13 protein-coding genes and 2 tRNA genes are annotated in these 14024 nt (G+C 66.2%); 11 read left to right on the forward strand and 4 right to left on the reverse strand.

Annotation, left to right across the window (positions count from 1 at the left end; all coding sequences use genetic code 11):
* Positions 1-20: 20 nt before the first annotated feature.
* Positions 21-1316, forward strand: coding sequence for a serine--tRNA ligase (serS, locus tag FA90_RS03245; RefSeq protein ID WP_036165885.1), 1296 nt, complete (start codon positions 21-23; stop codon positions 1314-1316).
* A gap of 79 nt (positions 1317-1395) precedes the next feature.
* Positions 1396-1485 (forward strand) — tRNA-Ser (locus FA90_RS03250).
* A gap of 411 nt (positions 1486-1896) precedes the next feature.
* On the opposite strand, the gene FA90_RS03255 is transcribed toward FA90_RS03250, so the two are convergent.
* Both FA90_RS03255 and FA90_RS03260 read right to left on the reverse strand, forming a co-directional pair.
* Entirely contained in the window at positions 1897-2370 is a 474-nt protein-coding gene (locus tag FA90_RS03255) for an AtaL-like protein (protein ID WP_036165886.1), read from the reverse strand.
* 37 nt (positions 2371-2407) lie between these two features.
* Positions 2408-3289: an SDR family oxidoreductase gene (locus FA90_RS03260; protein WP_036165888.1), complete on the reverse strand. Its 882-nt coding sequence runs from the start codon at positions 3287-3289 to the stop codon at positions 2408-2410.
* A 110-nt stretch (positions 3290-3399) separates the two neighbouring features.
* On the opposite strand from FA90_RS03260, the gene FA90_RS03265 reads away from it, so the two are divergent.
* On the forward strand, positions 3400-4293 hold the full coding sequence (locus FA90_RS03265; RefSeq protein ID WP_036165890.1) for a LysR family transcriptional regulator: 894 nt from the start codon (positions 3400-3402) through the stop codon (positions 4291-4293).
* Between the two features lie 25 nt (positions 4294-4318).
* On the opposite strand, the gene FA90_RS03270 is transcribed toward FA90_RS03265, so the two are convergent.
* Positions 4319-5299, reverse strand: a complete 981-nt coding sequence (locus FA90_RS03270) for a glycoside hydrolase family 5 protein (protein WP_051971363.1) — start codon at positions 5297-5299, stop codon at positions 4319-4321.
* 165 nt (positions 5300-5464) lie between these two features.
* Here FA90_RS03270 and FA90_RS03275 point away from each other — a divergent pair.
* From FA90_RS03275 to FA90_RS03285, 3 genes are all read left to right on the forward strand, one after another.
* A tRNA-Ser gene (locus FA90_RS03275) sits at positions 5465-5554 on the forward strand.
* A gap of 609 nt (positions 5555-6163) precedes the next feature.
* On the forward strand, positions 6164-7033 hold the full coding sequence (locus FA90_RS03280) for a hypothetical protein (RefSeq protein WP_036165892.1): 870 nt from the start codon (positions 6164-6166) through the stop codon (positions 7031-7033).
* 79 nt (positions 7034-7112) lie between these two features.
* Entirely contained in the window at positions 7113-7553 is a 441-nt protein-coding gene (locus FA90_RS03285) for a hypothetical protein (RefSeq protein WP_373994586.1), read from the forward strand.
* Between the two features lie 24 nt (positions 7554-7577).
* Here the strand turns inward: FA90_RS03285 and FA90_RS03290 are convergent, their stop codons facing one another.
* On the reverse strand, positions 7578-8519 hold the full coding sequence (locus FA90_RS03290) for a class I SAM-dependent methyltransferase (protein ID WP_036165894.1): 942 nt from the start codon (positions 8517-8519) through the stop codon (positions 7578-7580).
* Between the two features lie 155 nt (positions 8520-8674).
* Here FA90_RS03290 and FA90_RS03295 point away from each other — a divergent pair, with 155 nt between their 5' ends.
* From FA90_RS03295 to FA90_RS03315, 5 genes are all read left to right on the forward strand, one after another.
* Complete coding sequence (locus FA90_RS03295; protein WP_036165896.1) at positions 8675-8872, forward strand: hypothetical protein; 198 nt, start codon at positions 8675-8677, stop codon at positions 8870-8872.
* 15 nt (positions 8873-8887) lie between these two features.
* Positions 8888-9769 (forward strand): neutral zinc metallopeptidase, encoded by an 882-nt coding sequence (locus tag FA90_RS03300; RefSeq protein ID WP_036165898.1) that lies wholly within the window; start codon positions 8888-8890, stop codon positions 9767-9769.
* A gap of 345 nt (positions 9770-10114) precedes the next feature.
* Positions 10115-11299, forward strand: a complete 1185-nt coding sequence (locus FA90_RS03305) for a zinc-dependent alcohol dehydrogenase (RefSeq protein ID WP_036165900.1) — start codon at positions 10115-10117, stop codon at positions 11297-11299.
* Positions 11300-11308: 9 nt separating this feature from the next.
* The gene (locus FA90_RS03310; RefSeq protein WP_036165902.1) at positions 11309-11887 is read left to right on the forward strand and encodes an LAMTOR1/MEH1 family protein; all 579 of its coding nucleotides are present in this window, start codon (positions 11309-11311) and stop codon (positions 11885-11887) included.
* Positions 11888-12275: 388 nt separating this feature from the next.
* Positions 12276-13976 carry a M4 family metallopeptidase gene (locus FA90_RS03315; protein WP_036173907.1) on the forward strand — a complete coding sequence of 567 codons (1701 nt, stop codon included), beginning with the start codon at positions 12276-12278 and terminating at the stop codon, positions 13974-13976.
* The last annotated feature ends 48 nt before the right edge of the window (positions 13977-14024 follow it).

Consider the following 14024-nt stretch of genomic DNA (forward strand, 5'->3'; position numbering starts at 1 on the left):
TAACATCGCACAAGTCCGACATGATAGACATCCAACTGCTCCGCAAAGACATCGACAACGTCGCCGCGCGTCTGGCCAGCCGCAAGTTCCAGCTCGACGTGGCCGGTTTCAACGCCATCGAGGCCGAGCGCAAGGCGATCCAGACCCGCACCGAAGAACTGCAGGGCAAGCGCAACTCGCTGTCCAAGCAGATCGGCATGTTGAAAGGCAAGGGCGAGGACACGGGTGCCGTGATGGCGGAAGTGGCCGGCATCGGCGACGAGCTCAAGGCCAACGAAGTCAAGCTGGCCGAGGTGCAGGAGAAGATGGCGGCCTTCATGCAGACCATTCCCAACCTGCCCAACGCCGACGTGCCGGTCGGCCAGGACGAGTCGGGCAACGTCGAAGTGCGCAAGGTCGGCACGCCGCCGGCATTCGACTTCGCGGTGAAAGACCACGTCGACGTCGGCGCCCCGCTGGGCCTGGACTTCGACACCGCGACCAAGCTGACCGGCTCGCGCTTCTCGGTGATGAAGGGCGGCATCGCGCGCCTGCACCGTGCGCTGGCCCAGTACATGCTGGATACGCACACGGGCCAGCACGGCTACACCGAGTGCTACACGCCGTACATGGTCAACGCCGATTCGCTGCGCGGCACCGGCCAGCTGCCGAAATTCGAGGAAGACCTGTTCGCGGTCAAGAAGGGCGGCGTCGAAGGCGAGGGCGAGACCTTCTACCTGATCCCGACGTCGGAAGTGTCGCTGACCAACATGGTGCGCGACGAGATCGTGCCGGGCGAGCAGCTTCCTATCAAGATCACCGCGCACACGCCGTGCTTCCGTTCGGAAGCCGGCAGCTACGGCCGCGACACGCGCGGCATGATCCGCCAGCACCAGTTCGACAAGGTCGAGCTCGTGCAGATCGTGCATCCGGAAAAATCGTACGAAGCGCTGGAAGAGATGGTCGGCCAGGCCGAAACCATCCTGAAACACCTGGGCCTGCCGTACCGCGTGATGGCGCTGTGCACCGGCGACATGGGCTTCGGCGCGGCCAAGACCTACGACCTGGAAGTCTGGCTGCCGGCGCAGAACACCTACCGCGAGATCTCGTCGCTGTCGAACTGCGAATCCTTCCAGGCCCGCCGCATGCAGGCGCGCTTCCGCAACGCCGCGGGCAAGCCGGAACTGGTGCACACCCTGAACGGCTCCGGTCTGGCCGTCGGGCGTACGCTGGTGGCGGTGCTGGAAAACTACCAGCAGGCGGATGGCAGCGTGGTCGTGCCGGAGGTGCTGCGCCCGTACATGGGCGGGCTGGAGCGCCTGGTTCCGGCTGCTTGAGTACGGCGTAAATAGCTCTTCCGTTTTTGCGGGAGGCTGCTATAATGTGGCCTCTCGCGAACGACCAGCGACCTGAAACGGAGAGGTGGCAGAGTGGTCGAATGTACCTGACTCGAAATCAGGCGTACGGGTGACCGTACCGTGGGTTCGAATCCCACCCTCTCCGCCAAGAAATAAAACAGGCCCCATCGGGGCCTTTTTTATTTTGTGGCGGAGAGGAGGGAGCGCCTGCGCGCTCCCCGGGTGGGATTCGAAGCCGCGCGCGTACTCGCGCGCGGGCGGCCCGCGGAACGTGGGCGAATCCCACCCCTTTGTTGGGTGCCGCCCCGGCGGCACCCAACAAAGTACATCGTGTGCAGGCCTGCGGCCCACACACGATGCGCACCGCCAGCTGAAGCCTCGTGCGCAGCACGGGCGCCGCACACCCCATCTTGAAGCCGTCGCACGCCCCAAGCCTCGTGCGCAGCACGGGCAGCACGGGCATCACGCAACTTACTCACGCCCGCGCAATCCCTATGCCAAGCCTCGCGCGCAGCGCGGGCATCACCGGACCACCGCTCGCACGCGCGCAAGCCGCCCCTCAAAGCCTGCCCTCAGCCACCAGCTCCCGCGTCTTCCTCAACGTCGACAGCAACGCCGCCTTGTACCCCTGCTCGCTGTCGAACACCGCCTGCTCCGCCCGTTCCTCCGGCCCGCCGGGCGCCTTCCCGCGCAGCCCGAGATAGCCATAAAACTTCAGCTGCAGCGCGCCGGCATCGTCTTCGAACAACTGATTGACGATCACTCCCTCGCGCGGCCCGGTCGTCTGGAAGAACGACACCTTCTTCTCGTCCTCAAAGACGATGATTTCCCGCAGCGCTTGCCCGCCGATGACCGCCTCGCGCACGATATGCGTCGCACTTTCCTCCACCACATCACAGCGCGTGCACAAGCCCGGCGGCAGGAACAGCCGCGCATCGCGCGCCTTGAGCACCAGCCCCGCCCAGGCCTGGGCCCGGGTCAGAACAGCTTCACCTTCCGGATTGACCGGCACGGCCGCAGTCGAATAGATCATGATGATTCTCCTTGAATGAATGAATAGATGGGCAGGTTCAGGCGTTGGCAGCAGCCTGCGCCGCGACACCTTCCGCAAATGCGCGATACGAGCGCAGCGGCCGCCCCAGCAGGGCAGTGAGGCGCACCACGTCCCCGGCTTCCGGCGCCATCCCGTCCGTCAGAAAACGCTGGCTCATCAGGCGCATGTCGTACGCCATCCACCCCGGCATGAACTGGCGCAGGTTCTGCTCGAAGCCGGCCGTATCGTCGCCGCCATACGCCACCTCCCGCCCCAGCACGCTTGACCAGATCGCCGCGATGTCGGTGCCGGTGAGCGTGTCCGGCCCGACCAGGTTGATGCGTTCCAATGGCATCGGGCGGGTCGCGTGAGCGCGGTGGATCAGCTCGATCGCCGCGACTTCCCCGATGTCGCGCGGGTCGACCATGGCCAGGCCGCGCGCGCCGACCGGCATCGGGTACACGCCGTGCTGCAGCACCACGTCCTTGATGGTCAGGTCGTTGCTCGTGAAGTAGGCCGGGCGCAGGATCGTGGCACTGAACCCCATCTGCTCGAGCATGCGCTCGACCCCGAACTTGCCGGCGAAGTGGGGCACGTTCACATACACGTCGCTGTGGATGACCGACAGGTAGACGACGCGGTCGATGCCGGCTTCCTTGGCGACGTTGAGCGCGATTAGCGCCTGGGTGAATTCGTCGGGCGTGACGGCGTTCAGCAGGAACAGCGCCGAGACGCCCCGGTAGGCGCTGCGCAGCGAATCCGGATCGAGCATGTCGCCCTTTGCGATCTCGACTTGCGGTGGAAAGTCCGCCTTGGCCGGATCGCGCACCAGGGCGCGCACCTTGGCGCCGCGCTGGACGAGTTGGTCGACGATGTGTTTGCCGATGGTGCCGGTGGCGCCGGTAACGAGGATGGTCATGGTATCGCTCCTTGGAAGGTTGTTTGTCGAAATGACGATTCCATCTTATGCATTCCACAGGTGGGCCGATAGCCGTTATAGTGAGACCTTGCGTCTCACCGGTGAAACACATGGATCTGCTCGCCCTTGCCGACTTCAACCTGGTTGCCCGCCACGGCGGGTTCGGCCGCGCCGCGCGCGCGAGCGGGCGCCCGAAGGCGACGCTGTCGCGCCGGGTCGCCGAGCTCGAGGCCAGCCTCGGCCTGCGCCTGCTCGAGCGCGGCGCGCGCACGCTCAAGCTGACGCAGGAAGGACAGGCGCTGCATGCGCGCACCTCGGTGCTGCTGGGCGAGATCGACGAGGCCGCCGCCGCCATCGCGTCGGGCGGCGACCGGCCGCGCGGCCGCCTGCGCATCAGCGCACCGCTGCTGTTCTCGCAGACCGCGATGGGCAAGATCGCGGCCGGCTTCGCGCTGGCCTGTCCGGAGGTGCGGCTGGAAGTGACGACCGAGGACCGCGGCGTCGACATGGTCGAGGAGGGCTACGACCTGGTGCTGCGCGTGAATCCCGATCCGGACGAAAGCCTGGTCGGACGCGTGTTCCTGCGCGACCGGCTGGTGATCGTGGCCAAGCCCGGCCTGGCGCGGCCCGTGGATGGCGCGCCCGTGGCGGCCGTGGTACGCGGATCGGCCGAACGCGGCGGCGCCTGGACGATGAGGACGGCGGCGGGCGTCGACAGCATCGCCATCGACCCGGTGCTGGGCCTGTCGTCGTTGATGATGGTGCGCGACGCGGTGCGCATGGGCGTCGGCGTGGGCCGGTTGCCGCTGTCGCTGGTGAGCCACGACCTGGCGGCCGGCAGCCTGGTGCAGTGGGGCGATGCCGACGTCCCCGAGATCGCCCTGTGGGCGCTGTACCCGTCGCGCCGGCTGCTCAGCGCGCGGGTGTCGGCGTTTCTCGACTATTTGAGAAGCGCCTTTCCGGAGGGGACGCCGGACGAGCTGGCGGCCTACGTCGCCGCTTGACCACGCCCGCGCCGAGCCGGCCGGGTCACTGGCACTGCGTGTTCCAGTTTTTCAGGATCTCGCGCAGCAGTTTGCCGGAGTCGGTCAGGTCATTGTCCGTCCACGGCCCGGTGCCGGAAGTGCCGGGCTTGAACAGCGAGGCGCCTTCCTTGCGGTCGCTGACCGCCCACTGCGCCTGGCTCAGGCAATGCGCGCGCAGGTAATCCTGCCAGCGCCGGGTTTCCGCGACGTCGACGGCGCCGTTGCCGTCGGCATCGACCGAGCCCCATTCGGTCACGAACAGCGGCGCCCCTTTGCTCATCGCCACATCGGCCTTGTCGCGCAAGAACTGCTTGTGGGTGCCGGCATAAAAGTGCAGCGAATACAGCAGGTTGGGGCCCTTGAGCGGATCGGCGGCGGCGAGGTCGACGTCCTGCGACCAGGTCGGCGTGCCGACCACGATCAGGTTGTCCGGGTCGATCGCGCGGATGGCGCCGATCACCTTGTCGGCATACGGCTTGATGGTCTGGCTCCAGGACACGTCCTTCAGCGGCTCGTTGTACAGCTCGTAGATCACGTTGGGGGTGCGGCCATATTTTTTGGCCATGCGCTGGAAGAAGGCGACCGCCTGGTCCGAATACTGTTCGGCGTGGTGCGAATGCCAGTCGATGATCACGTACACACCGTTGGCGATGGCCGCATCGACGAGCGTCTCGACACGCTTCTCGTTGGCCGGGTCCTGCAAGAAACCACCCTTGGCGTCGACCCCCATCGCCGCGCGCACGATCGACGCATGCCAGTCGGTGGCGAAGGTCTTGACCGCGTTGGCGTTGTAGAACTTTTCCTGGCCCCAGCCGGTGTTCGACCAGAAGAAGCTGGGACCAGCGAGGGCGACCGGCTTGCCGTGCTGGTCGAGTACGCGGCTGCCTTCGACGTGGAGGGCGCCGTGCGTTTCGACGGGGGTGGCGGCGCTGGCTGAGGTGGCGGCGGCAAGGCAGAGTGCGGCGAAGAGGGCTGCGGATGTCATGGATGGCGTGGGTGGATGGACGATGCGACCCATCATAAAGAGCGCTCGCGCGGCTTGTATATAAGGAATTCATCGACATGCGCCCGCCGCGCACGCCATGCACTTGCGATAATCTCAACCGCCCTCTATAATGCAGCCTCTCGCGAACGACCAGCGACCTGAAACGGAGAGGTGGCAGAGTGGTCGAATGTACCTGACTCGAAATCAGGCGTACGGGTGACCGTACCGTGGGTTCGAATCCCACCCTCTCCGCCAAGAAATAAAACAGGCCCCATCGGGGCCTTTTTTATTTTGTGGCGGAGAGGAGGGGAGCGCCTGCGCGCTCCCCGGGTGGGATTCGAAGCCGCGCGCGTACTCGCGCGCGGGCGGCCCGCCGCAGGTGGGCGAATCCCACTCTTTGTTGGGGAGCGCCAAGGCGCTCCCCAACAAAGTGCATCGTGTGCAGGCCTGCGGCCACACACGATGCGCCCCGCCAGCCAAAGCCTCGTGCGCAGCACGGGCGCCGCACACCACAAACAAAAAAGCCTCGCGCTCCGCGCGGGCGCCCCACGCCCGCTACCGCATGCACACGCGCACACGCTCCCACACGCACGCGCCCACACGCACACACGCACACACGCACACGCGCGAGCTACCCCCACGCACACTCCAAACCCGACCGCCAACCTTCGTATCTACCACCACCTCCCACCCCTCATCCGCGCGCACACGCACACAACCCCCTCCTGTCGCACCCCCGCAACCACCCCCATCAATCGTGCGCATGCACTCCGAATAATTAACCATAATCACTACAAATTACTGACCGCTGAGTCATTGAATCTCATCATGAAGAACCGTCACGCCCGCATATCCGGAGGACCCATGTCGCACGCCGTATCCCCGCGCCGCCCGGCGCTCGCACTCACCCTGCAAGCCGCCATCCTGAGCACCGCCTTCGGCGCCGTCGCCGCCCACGCCGAGCCATCGCCGGCCCTCGACCGCGTCAGCGTGTCGGTCGGCGGCTTCATCGCCAAACCGAAGATCCAGGCCGACGGCGACAGCGCCTACGGCTACCTCGAGACGCCCGAAGGCGAAGGCGGCCACACCACGCTGCCGCGCATCAAGGCCGACGTCCTGCTGGGCGACAGCCAGGGCATCTCGCTCGACTACTTCCGCTACGACAAGGATTACAACCCGACCCTGAGCGGCGCGACCACCTACCAGGGCCAGCCGATCAGCGGCAACGCCAGCGTGTACGGCAACCTGCGCCTGGACGTGGCCCAGCTGGCCTACCGCTGGTGGATCGGCCACCAGAACGACGTGTTCGGCATCGGCGTCGGCGCGGCCTACCTGCATGCGCGCGTCGAAGGCAGTGTCGAGGGCCAGGTCAGCACCCAGGGCCCCGTCACCGTCGGCGGCTTCACGATTCCGCAGCAGACCCGCACCTTCAGCGGCAGCGGCTCGGCCAGCGAGAACGGCTTCGCGCCGCTGATCGAACTCGCCTGGCGCCATTCGATCCGCCAGGACCTGCGGGTGTATGCCGAAGCGTCGGGTATCAAGAAAAACGGCGGCAATGTCGACGGCCACATCTACGGCGGCACGGTCGGCGTCGAGTGGCTGCCGGCCCGTAACATCGGCGTCGCGCTCGACTATGGCGTGCAGAAGGTGCAACTGTCGCGCAACGGCGATCGCCGGGCCGACCTCGACCTGCGCCTGACCGGCCCGTCGGCCTACGTCAAGCTGCGCTTCTGAGCAGGCGCGTGCGGCGGCGCATGGCAGGGACGACTGGGCTATGATCGGACACCTCATCGATTCCGACAGGAGCCCGACCATGTTCGATACCGCCCGCCGCATCATGTTCCGTCCAGCCGCCGCGCTGCTCGCCGCCCTCTGCGCGAGCGCGTGTGCGCCCGCCGCCGCCCAGAGCGTCGGCGCGCCTTCCGCCGGCAGCGCGGCCTCGACGCCCGACAACGCCATCCTGCTGACCATCTTCCTCAAGCACGACCAGTCGCGCCCGCTCGCCGACCTGAACGCCCAGCTGGCCAAGCAGGGCTTTTACAAGGCCTTTCCGCCCCAGGGTGTCGAAGTGGTGAGCTGGTACGTGCAGATGGGCATCGGCCAGGTGATCACCGTGCGCCTGCCGGCTTCGCGCCTGCGCGAAGTCAACCGCGTGCTCGAGGACACCGCCTGGGGCGCCTACCGCACCGAGTTCTATCCGACTTACGACTACAAGGCGGTCGGGCTGGCCGAGCACGAGAAGGCGCTCAGATAAGCGCCAAACGGGTGCTCGATCGCGTCAGCGCTTGATGGCGTGCAGCCACACCGCGGCGATGCGCTCGACGTCCTCGTAGCCCTTGCAGCCGAGCTGGCCGCCGAAGATGTCGGGGTCGAGCTCTTCGTAATGCCACTCGAGGCACTCCTGCTCGAGCCAGCCGCGGATGGCCGCCAGGAAGCGGTCGGCGCCATCGACGATCGCCACGCCGGTGTACAGCATCAGGCTGCCGCCCGGGTTGAGGCGGTCCAGCGCCGCGCGCACGATGCGGATCGAGATCTCGGCGCCGTGCTCGCCGCCGCCGTGGCGGTAGGTCAGCTCGTCCGGGTCGAGGATGTAGGGCGGGTTCGACATCACCAGGTCGAAGCCGCCTTCCATGCCGTCCAGAAGATTGCTCTCGCAGACCACCACGTTGGCGGCCTGGTTGACGCTGGCGTTGACTTCGGCCAGCGCCAGCGCGCGCGGGTTGATGTCGGCGGCATACACGGTGGCGTCCCGGCAGCGCAGGGCCAGTTCGATCGCGCCCGGACCGGCGCCGGCGCCGATGTCGACCGCACGGCGCAGCGGCACGCGCACCGCGCCGAGCGAGCGGTGCAGGGCGGCGACGTAGCGGTAGGTGTCCGGGCCGAAGAACACGGCGTCCTCGTCGCTGGTTGGCCAGGCCGAGTGAAAGTACAGGTGCTCGCCGATGCTCGAGGCGCGCACCAGGGCGCGGTGGCCGTCGCCGTCGCGCGTCAGCAGGCCGGCGTCGCGCAGCGGCGTTTCGATGTCCGGCGGCAGCGCACCGGGTCGGAACGGACGGCTCCAGCCGAGCACGCCACGCGTATCCTGCGCCCAGGCGTTTTCCGGGCGTCGGTTGATGCGGCGGTGCGTGGCCGGGGTGACGGTCACGAAACGGTAATCCGCAGCCACTAGGGTGTGGCCGAGGGCGGCGAGGAGGCGGTGGGAGTCGGTGGGCGTGTTCATTTCGACAGCATACCGTATCGCAGCGCGGCCAGGCACGCCAAACTCCACTGGCGCGCACCCGCCCGGGTGTGAAAGAATTGCATGCCATATGTGAAAGTTCGAACATACCGCTGCGAACTTGCATGTGCATACTGCAACCGAGAGTGAGGACTGTCATGAAAAGCAAATTGCCGGAATTGGAAACGAATTCGCGCCTGACGCGCGAGGTCGAACGCGAACGCCACGAGCGCGCCCTGAACGACGAGCAGCGCGCCGGCCTGGCGCTGGACGAAGAGTTCCGCAACAAGGACGCGCGCGAGAATTTTGGATCGGCCAACCTGCGGCGCCCCACCGGGCGCCGGATCGAGATGTAAGCAAAGGAGAGAAGGATGCGTTGGGAAGGTGACCGCGAAAGCGACAATATCGAAGACCGCCGTGGCGACGGCGGCGGCGGCGGTGGGGGCTTCGGCTTCGGCGGAGGAACGGTCGGCATCGGCACGATCGTGATCGCGCTGGTCGGCTCGTGGTTCTTTGGCGTATCGCCGAGCACCATCGTGCACTTGCTGTCGGGCGGCGGCAGCGCGCCGGCCCAGGTGCAGCAGGCGCCCGCGCATGCGCCGGCCAACGACCGCGAGACCCAGTTCGTGCGCACCGTGCTCGGCTACACCGAAGACACCTGGACCCAGATCTTCAAGCAGAACAACGCCACCTACACGCCGCCGCACCTGGTGCTGTACAACGGCCGAACCCCGACCGGCGGCTGCGGCATGGGCCAGGCGGCGGTCGGCCCGTTCTACTGCCCGGGTGACCGCAAGGTCTATCTCGACCTGTCCTTCTTCAACCTGATGCAGAAGCGCTTCCACGTCGGCGGCGAGTTCACCCAGGCCTACGTGATCGCCCACGAAGTCGGCCACCACGTGCAGAACCTGCTGGGCATCACCGGCAAGGTCGACCGCGCGCGCGAGCGTTTGTCCGAGACCGAAGCCAACGCGCTGTCGGTGCGCCTGGAGCTGCAGGCCGACTGTTTCGCCGGCGTATGGGCGAACCACACCAACCAGGCCAAGCAGATCATCGAGCAGGGCGACGTCGAGAGCGCGCTGAACGCCGCCAGCGCGATCGGCGACGATGCGCTGCAGCGCCAGGCCCAGGGCGTGGTGGTGCCGGATTCGTTCACGCACGGCAGCTCGGAGCAGCGCGTGCGCTGGTTCAAGCGCGGGATGGAGACCGGCTCCGTCAACCAGTGCAATACTTTCGAAGCCCGTCAGCTCTGATGGGCGCCTCGGCAACCTGCTACGCGTCGAATTTTTGGCCTGCGATGCTCGCCGTACCGTATGTGCGGCTGCGCGTCCCGGCCAAAACTTCTTCCGCTCGCTACGGTTGTCGAGACTTCCGTTAAAAAGCGTGTAAGCATCGACCCGATACGAGACGGCCGCCCAGTGCGGCCGTTTTCGTTTCCGAAAATCAGTAAATTTCCTTTTAAAAACAAATACATAATATTTTGTTCAGAAACCCGCGCACGTTTCCGCAGGTATATCGCCTTTCTTGGCGTTTTGACATAACGTTCAGTCAAAGGCCGTTGCATGCGTACTGGCCGCTAACCAATTCCAGGAGGACATATGCTGGCAATGAACTACCGCGGACCGTATCGCGTCCGCGCCGACCATAAGCCCGATCCGGTCATCGAGCACCCGGGCGATGCGATCGTGCGCGTCACGCGGACCTGCATCTGCGGTTCCGACCTGCACCTGTACCACGGCATGGTGCCGGACACCCGCGTCGGCCACACCTTCGGCCACGAATTCATCGGCGTGGTCGACGACGTCGGCTCCGACGTCAAGAACCTGAAAGTCGGCGACAAGGTGCTGGTGCCGTTCAACCTGTTCTGCGGGTCCTGCTTCTATTGCAAGCATGAGCTGTACGGCAACTGCAACAACACGAATGCGCAAGCCAGCGCCGTGGGCGGCATCTACGGCTACTCCCACACCGCGGGCGGCTACGACGGCGGCCAGGCCGAGTACGTGCGTGTGCCGATGGCCGACGTCGGACCGCACATCATTCCGGACGACATCCATGACGACGACGCCGTGCTGCTGACCGACGTCACCCCGACCGGCTACCAGGCCGCCGAGATGGGCGACATCAAGGAAGGCGATACCGTGGTGATCTTCGGCGCCGGCCCGATCGGCCTGATCGCCGCCAAGTCGGCCTGGCTGATGGGCGCCGGCCGCGTGATCGTGGTCGACGAGGTCGAATACCGCCTCGAATTCGCCAAGCGCTGGGCGCAGTGCGAGGTGGTGAACTTCCGCGAAGTCAACGACATGGCCGAGCACATCAAGAAGATGACCGACTGGATGGGCGCCGACGTCTGCATCGACTGCGTGGGCGGCGACGCCGCCGGCTCGATCGCGCAAACCCTCACGGGCCGCCTGATGAAGGCGCAGGCCGGCTCCTCGACCGTGCTGCACTGGGCCATCAATTCGGTGCGCAAGGGCGGCAACGTGTCGATCGTCGGCGTGTATGGCCCGACCTTCAACATGGTCCCGATGGGCAATGTCCTGAACAAGGGTTTGACGATCCGCGCCAACCAGGCCAGCGTCAAGCGCCACCTGCCGCGCCTGATCGAGCACATCCGCGCAGGGCGCCTGAGCCCGAAGGACATCATCACCCACCGCATTCCGCTGGAAGAAGTGTCGGACGCCTATCACATCTTCTCGAGCAAGCTGGACGAATGCATCAAGACCGTCCTGATTCCGCCGCGCGCAAAAGACGTCAGCGCCGTCCAGGCCAGCAAATCGCAATAAGGAGCCAGCATGGAAACTTCAAACCAAGTCGACCCGCACTCGCACCAGCACGACCACCGCGGCCACGCGCACGAGTTCCAGCAGGATTACCCATCCGAACCGCAGCGCCCGACGCGCGAGCAGCTGGCCCATATCAACGGCTGGGGCGCCGACCTCGACCGCAAGGATCGCCCTGGCGTGCCGATGGAGCGCACGCCGCCGCGTTTCATCCCGCCGCCGGTCGACCGCCTGCCGCAACAGGAGCAGACCGTCGAGATCCTGACTTCGACCGAACGCCCGGGCATCACGCCGATCTTCGGCACCGTGCAGCCGCCCAAGGGCTTGTCCGGCATGATCCGCCGTGCCGCTTTCCGCTGGTCGGAAAACGACATGCGTCACTGGCTGCTGCTGCTGGCCGCGGATCGCGTCAACGTGGTCGAAGGCATCGGCGAAGACCTGTCGCAAGGCAAAGTACCAAACGTACTGGCCGAAATGGGCATCAAGGCCGAGTGGGAACACAACCGCGCCGGCCTGGTGAAGAAAGCCGTGGTGGCCGGCGCCGTGCTCGGCACCATGGTGTACCTGATGCGCCGCCGCGACGAGCGCTAGACCGCCTAACAAAAGCCCCCATGGCTGCGTTGCATCGTCTCGCCGTACTAGCGTACTGTCGTCGACGATGCGTCGGTAGGCCGCATCCCTTGCCCTGAAGGTTTTGTTAGACGCTCTACATTGCAGCATCCGCGCCACCCCGGCGCGGCGTAACTCCCATCTTCCTCACGGCGGTCGCGAGCCGCCGTGGGGCTTTTTGCGCCTGAGCAAGTTACCGATATCAAGCTCGTCTCACACTTGAGCAATCCCCGCCTTGCGGGATCAAGTGCATGGAGACGTGATGAATCAGCCTATCCCTCAGCCTTTCCCCCGTTTATTCCTGACTCTGCTGGCATGCGCCGCATCGGGCTTGGCCATCGTATCCGCCGCCCAGGCCGCCCCCGGCGTCATGAGCGCGCTGGTCGTGCCCAGCGCCCAGGCGCGCGCAGCGCTGCTCGCCCAGCTGGAAGCACGCCGCGCCGCACGCGGCATCGACGCGCGCCACGGTTTCCAGGTGCTGGTCCACCATCCGGGACCCGACGGCACCCAGGTCGCACGCGTGGCGCATACCTGGAAGGGCGTGCCGATCTTCGGTTCGGAATCGGTGCTGGTGCTTGATGCGGGCGGACGCATCCTGTCCGAATCCGCGACCGACCGCCGCGCCGACCTCGGCAAGTCGAGCGGGGGCGAGTCGAGCCCGTCGGCCAACGGCCCGGCTGCCGACTTCAGCGTGACCCCGGCGATTACCTCCAGGGCCGCGATCGACGCGGTGCTGGCGGCCTTGACCCGCGCCGCCGGTAGCATGTTGACACCGGCCGCCGCGCCGCGCGCCGAGCTGATCGTCTGGCCGGTGATGCGCAGCGAACGGGGGCCGGCCGCGCGCGACAAGCCGGAGGCCGAGCTCAACGCGCTCGACCTGCAGGACGTGGTCGATCATCATGAGCTGGCCTACCTGGTGCACACCCGTGCCTACGCCGGCGACAGGCCGCTGTTCCGCGACACCGTGGTCAGCGCGCGCGACGGCGCCATCCTGGCCGAGTGGAGCATGGTGCAAAGCGTGGTCGGCGTCGGCCACAGCCAGTACAGCGGCGACGTGCCGATCAACACCACGCTGGCCGACGGCAAATACAAGATGATCGACGACACGCGCGGCACCGGCGGCAAGTTCGGCGCGATGGCGATCACCAACGCCAACCACGGCACCAGCGCCGGCGCGGTCTACGTCAACGACAGCAATACCTGGGGCGACGGCAAGCAGTACGTGGCCGGCGGCTCGACCACCAATGCCAACGGCCAGACCGCGGCCGTGAACGCCATGTGGGGCTTGATGAACACCTATGACACGCTCAAGAACGTGTTCAACTGGCAATCGCTCGATGGCCACAACACCGCCACCTACATCGCCGCCCACGTCAACACCGCCTACGACAACGCTTATTACAGCGATACCTGCCACTGCATGTTCATCGGCGACGGCTCGGACTTCAACAGCCTGGGTTCGATCGACGTGATCGGCCACGAGATGGGGCACGGCGTCACCGCCGCCACCTCGAACCTGACCTATTCGGGCGAGTCGGGCGGCCTGAACGAATCGTCGTCGGACATCAACGGCGAAGCGGTCGAGGCCTACGCGCGCGCGGGCGGGAAGGGCGACAGCGTGCCGCTCACCGGCAACGACTGGGTACTCGGCAAGGAGATCAGCAAGAATGCGACGCCGCTGCGCTGGATGTACCGGCCAAGCAAGGACGGCAGCAGCCCGGACGCCTGGAGCAGCTCGCTCAAGCGCCTGGACGTGCATTACAGCAGCGGTCCGAACAACCGCATGTTCTATTTCCTGTCCCAGGGTTCGAACAGCGACCGCGCCGGCGATACCTTCAGCCAGTACCTGGTGAAACAGCCTGCGGCGATGACCGGGATCGGCCTCGACAAGGCGTATCGGATCTGGTTCCGCGCCAACACCACCAAGTTCACGTCCAGCACCAACTACGCCGACGCCCGCGCCAAGATGATCGAAGCGGCCGAAGAGTTGTATGGCAAGGGCGGCAAGGAATCGATCGCGGTGCAGCGCGCGTACGCCGCCATCAACGTCGGAGCGGACGTCGACGAATGACTTTGCCGCATGCATGCGTTTTCCCTTCGACCGGCCCGCGTGGCCGGT

This window comes from Massilia sp. 9096, from assembly GCF_000745265.1.
Taxonomy (GTDB): Bacteria; Pseudomonadota; Gammaproteobacteria; order Burkholderiales; family Burkholderiaceae_D; genus Telluria.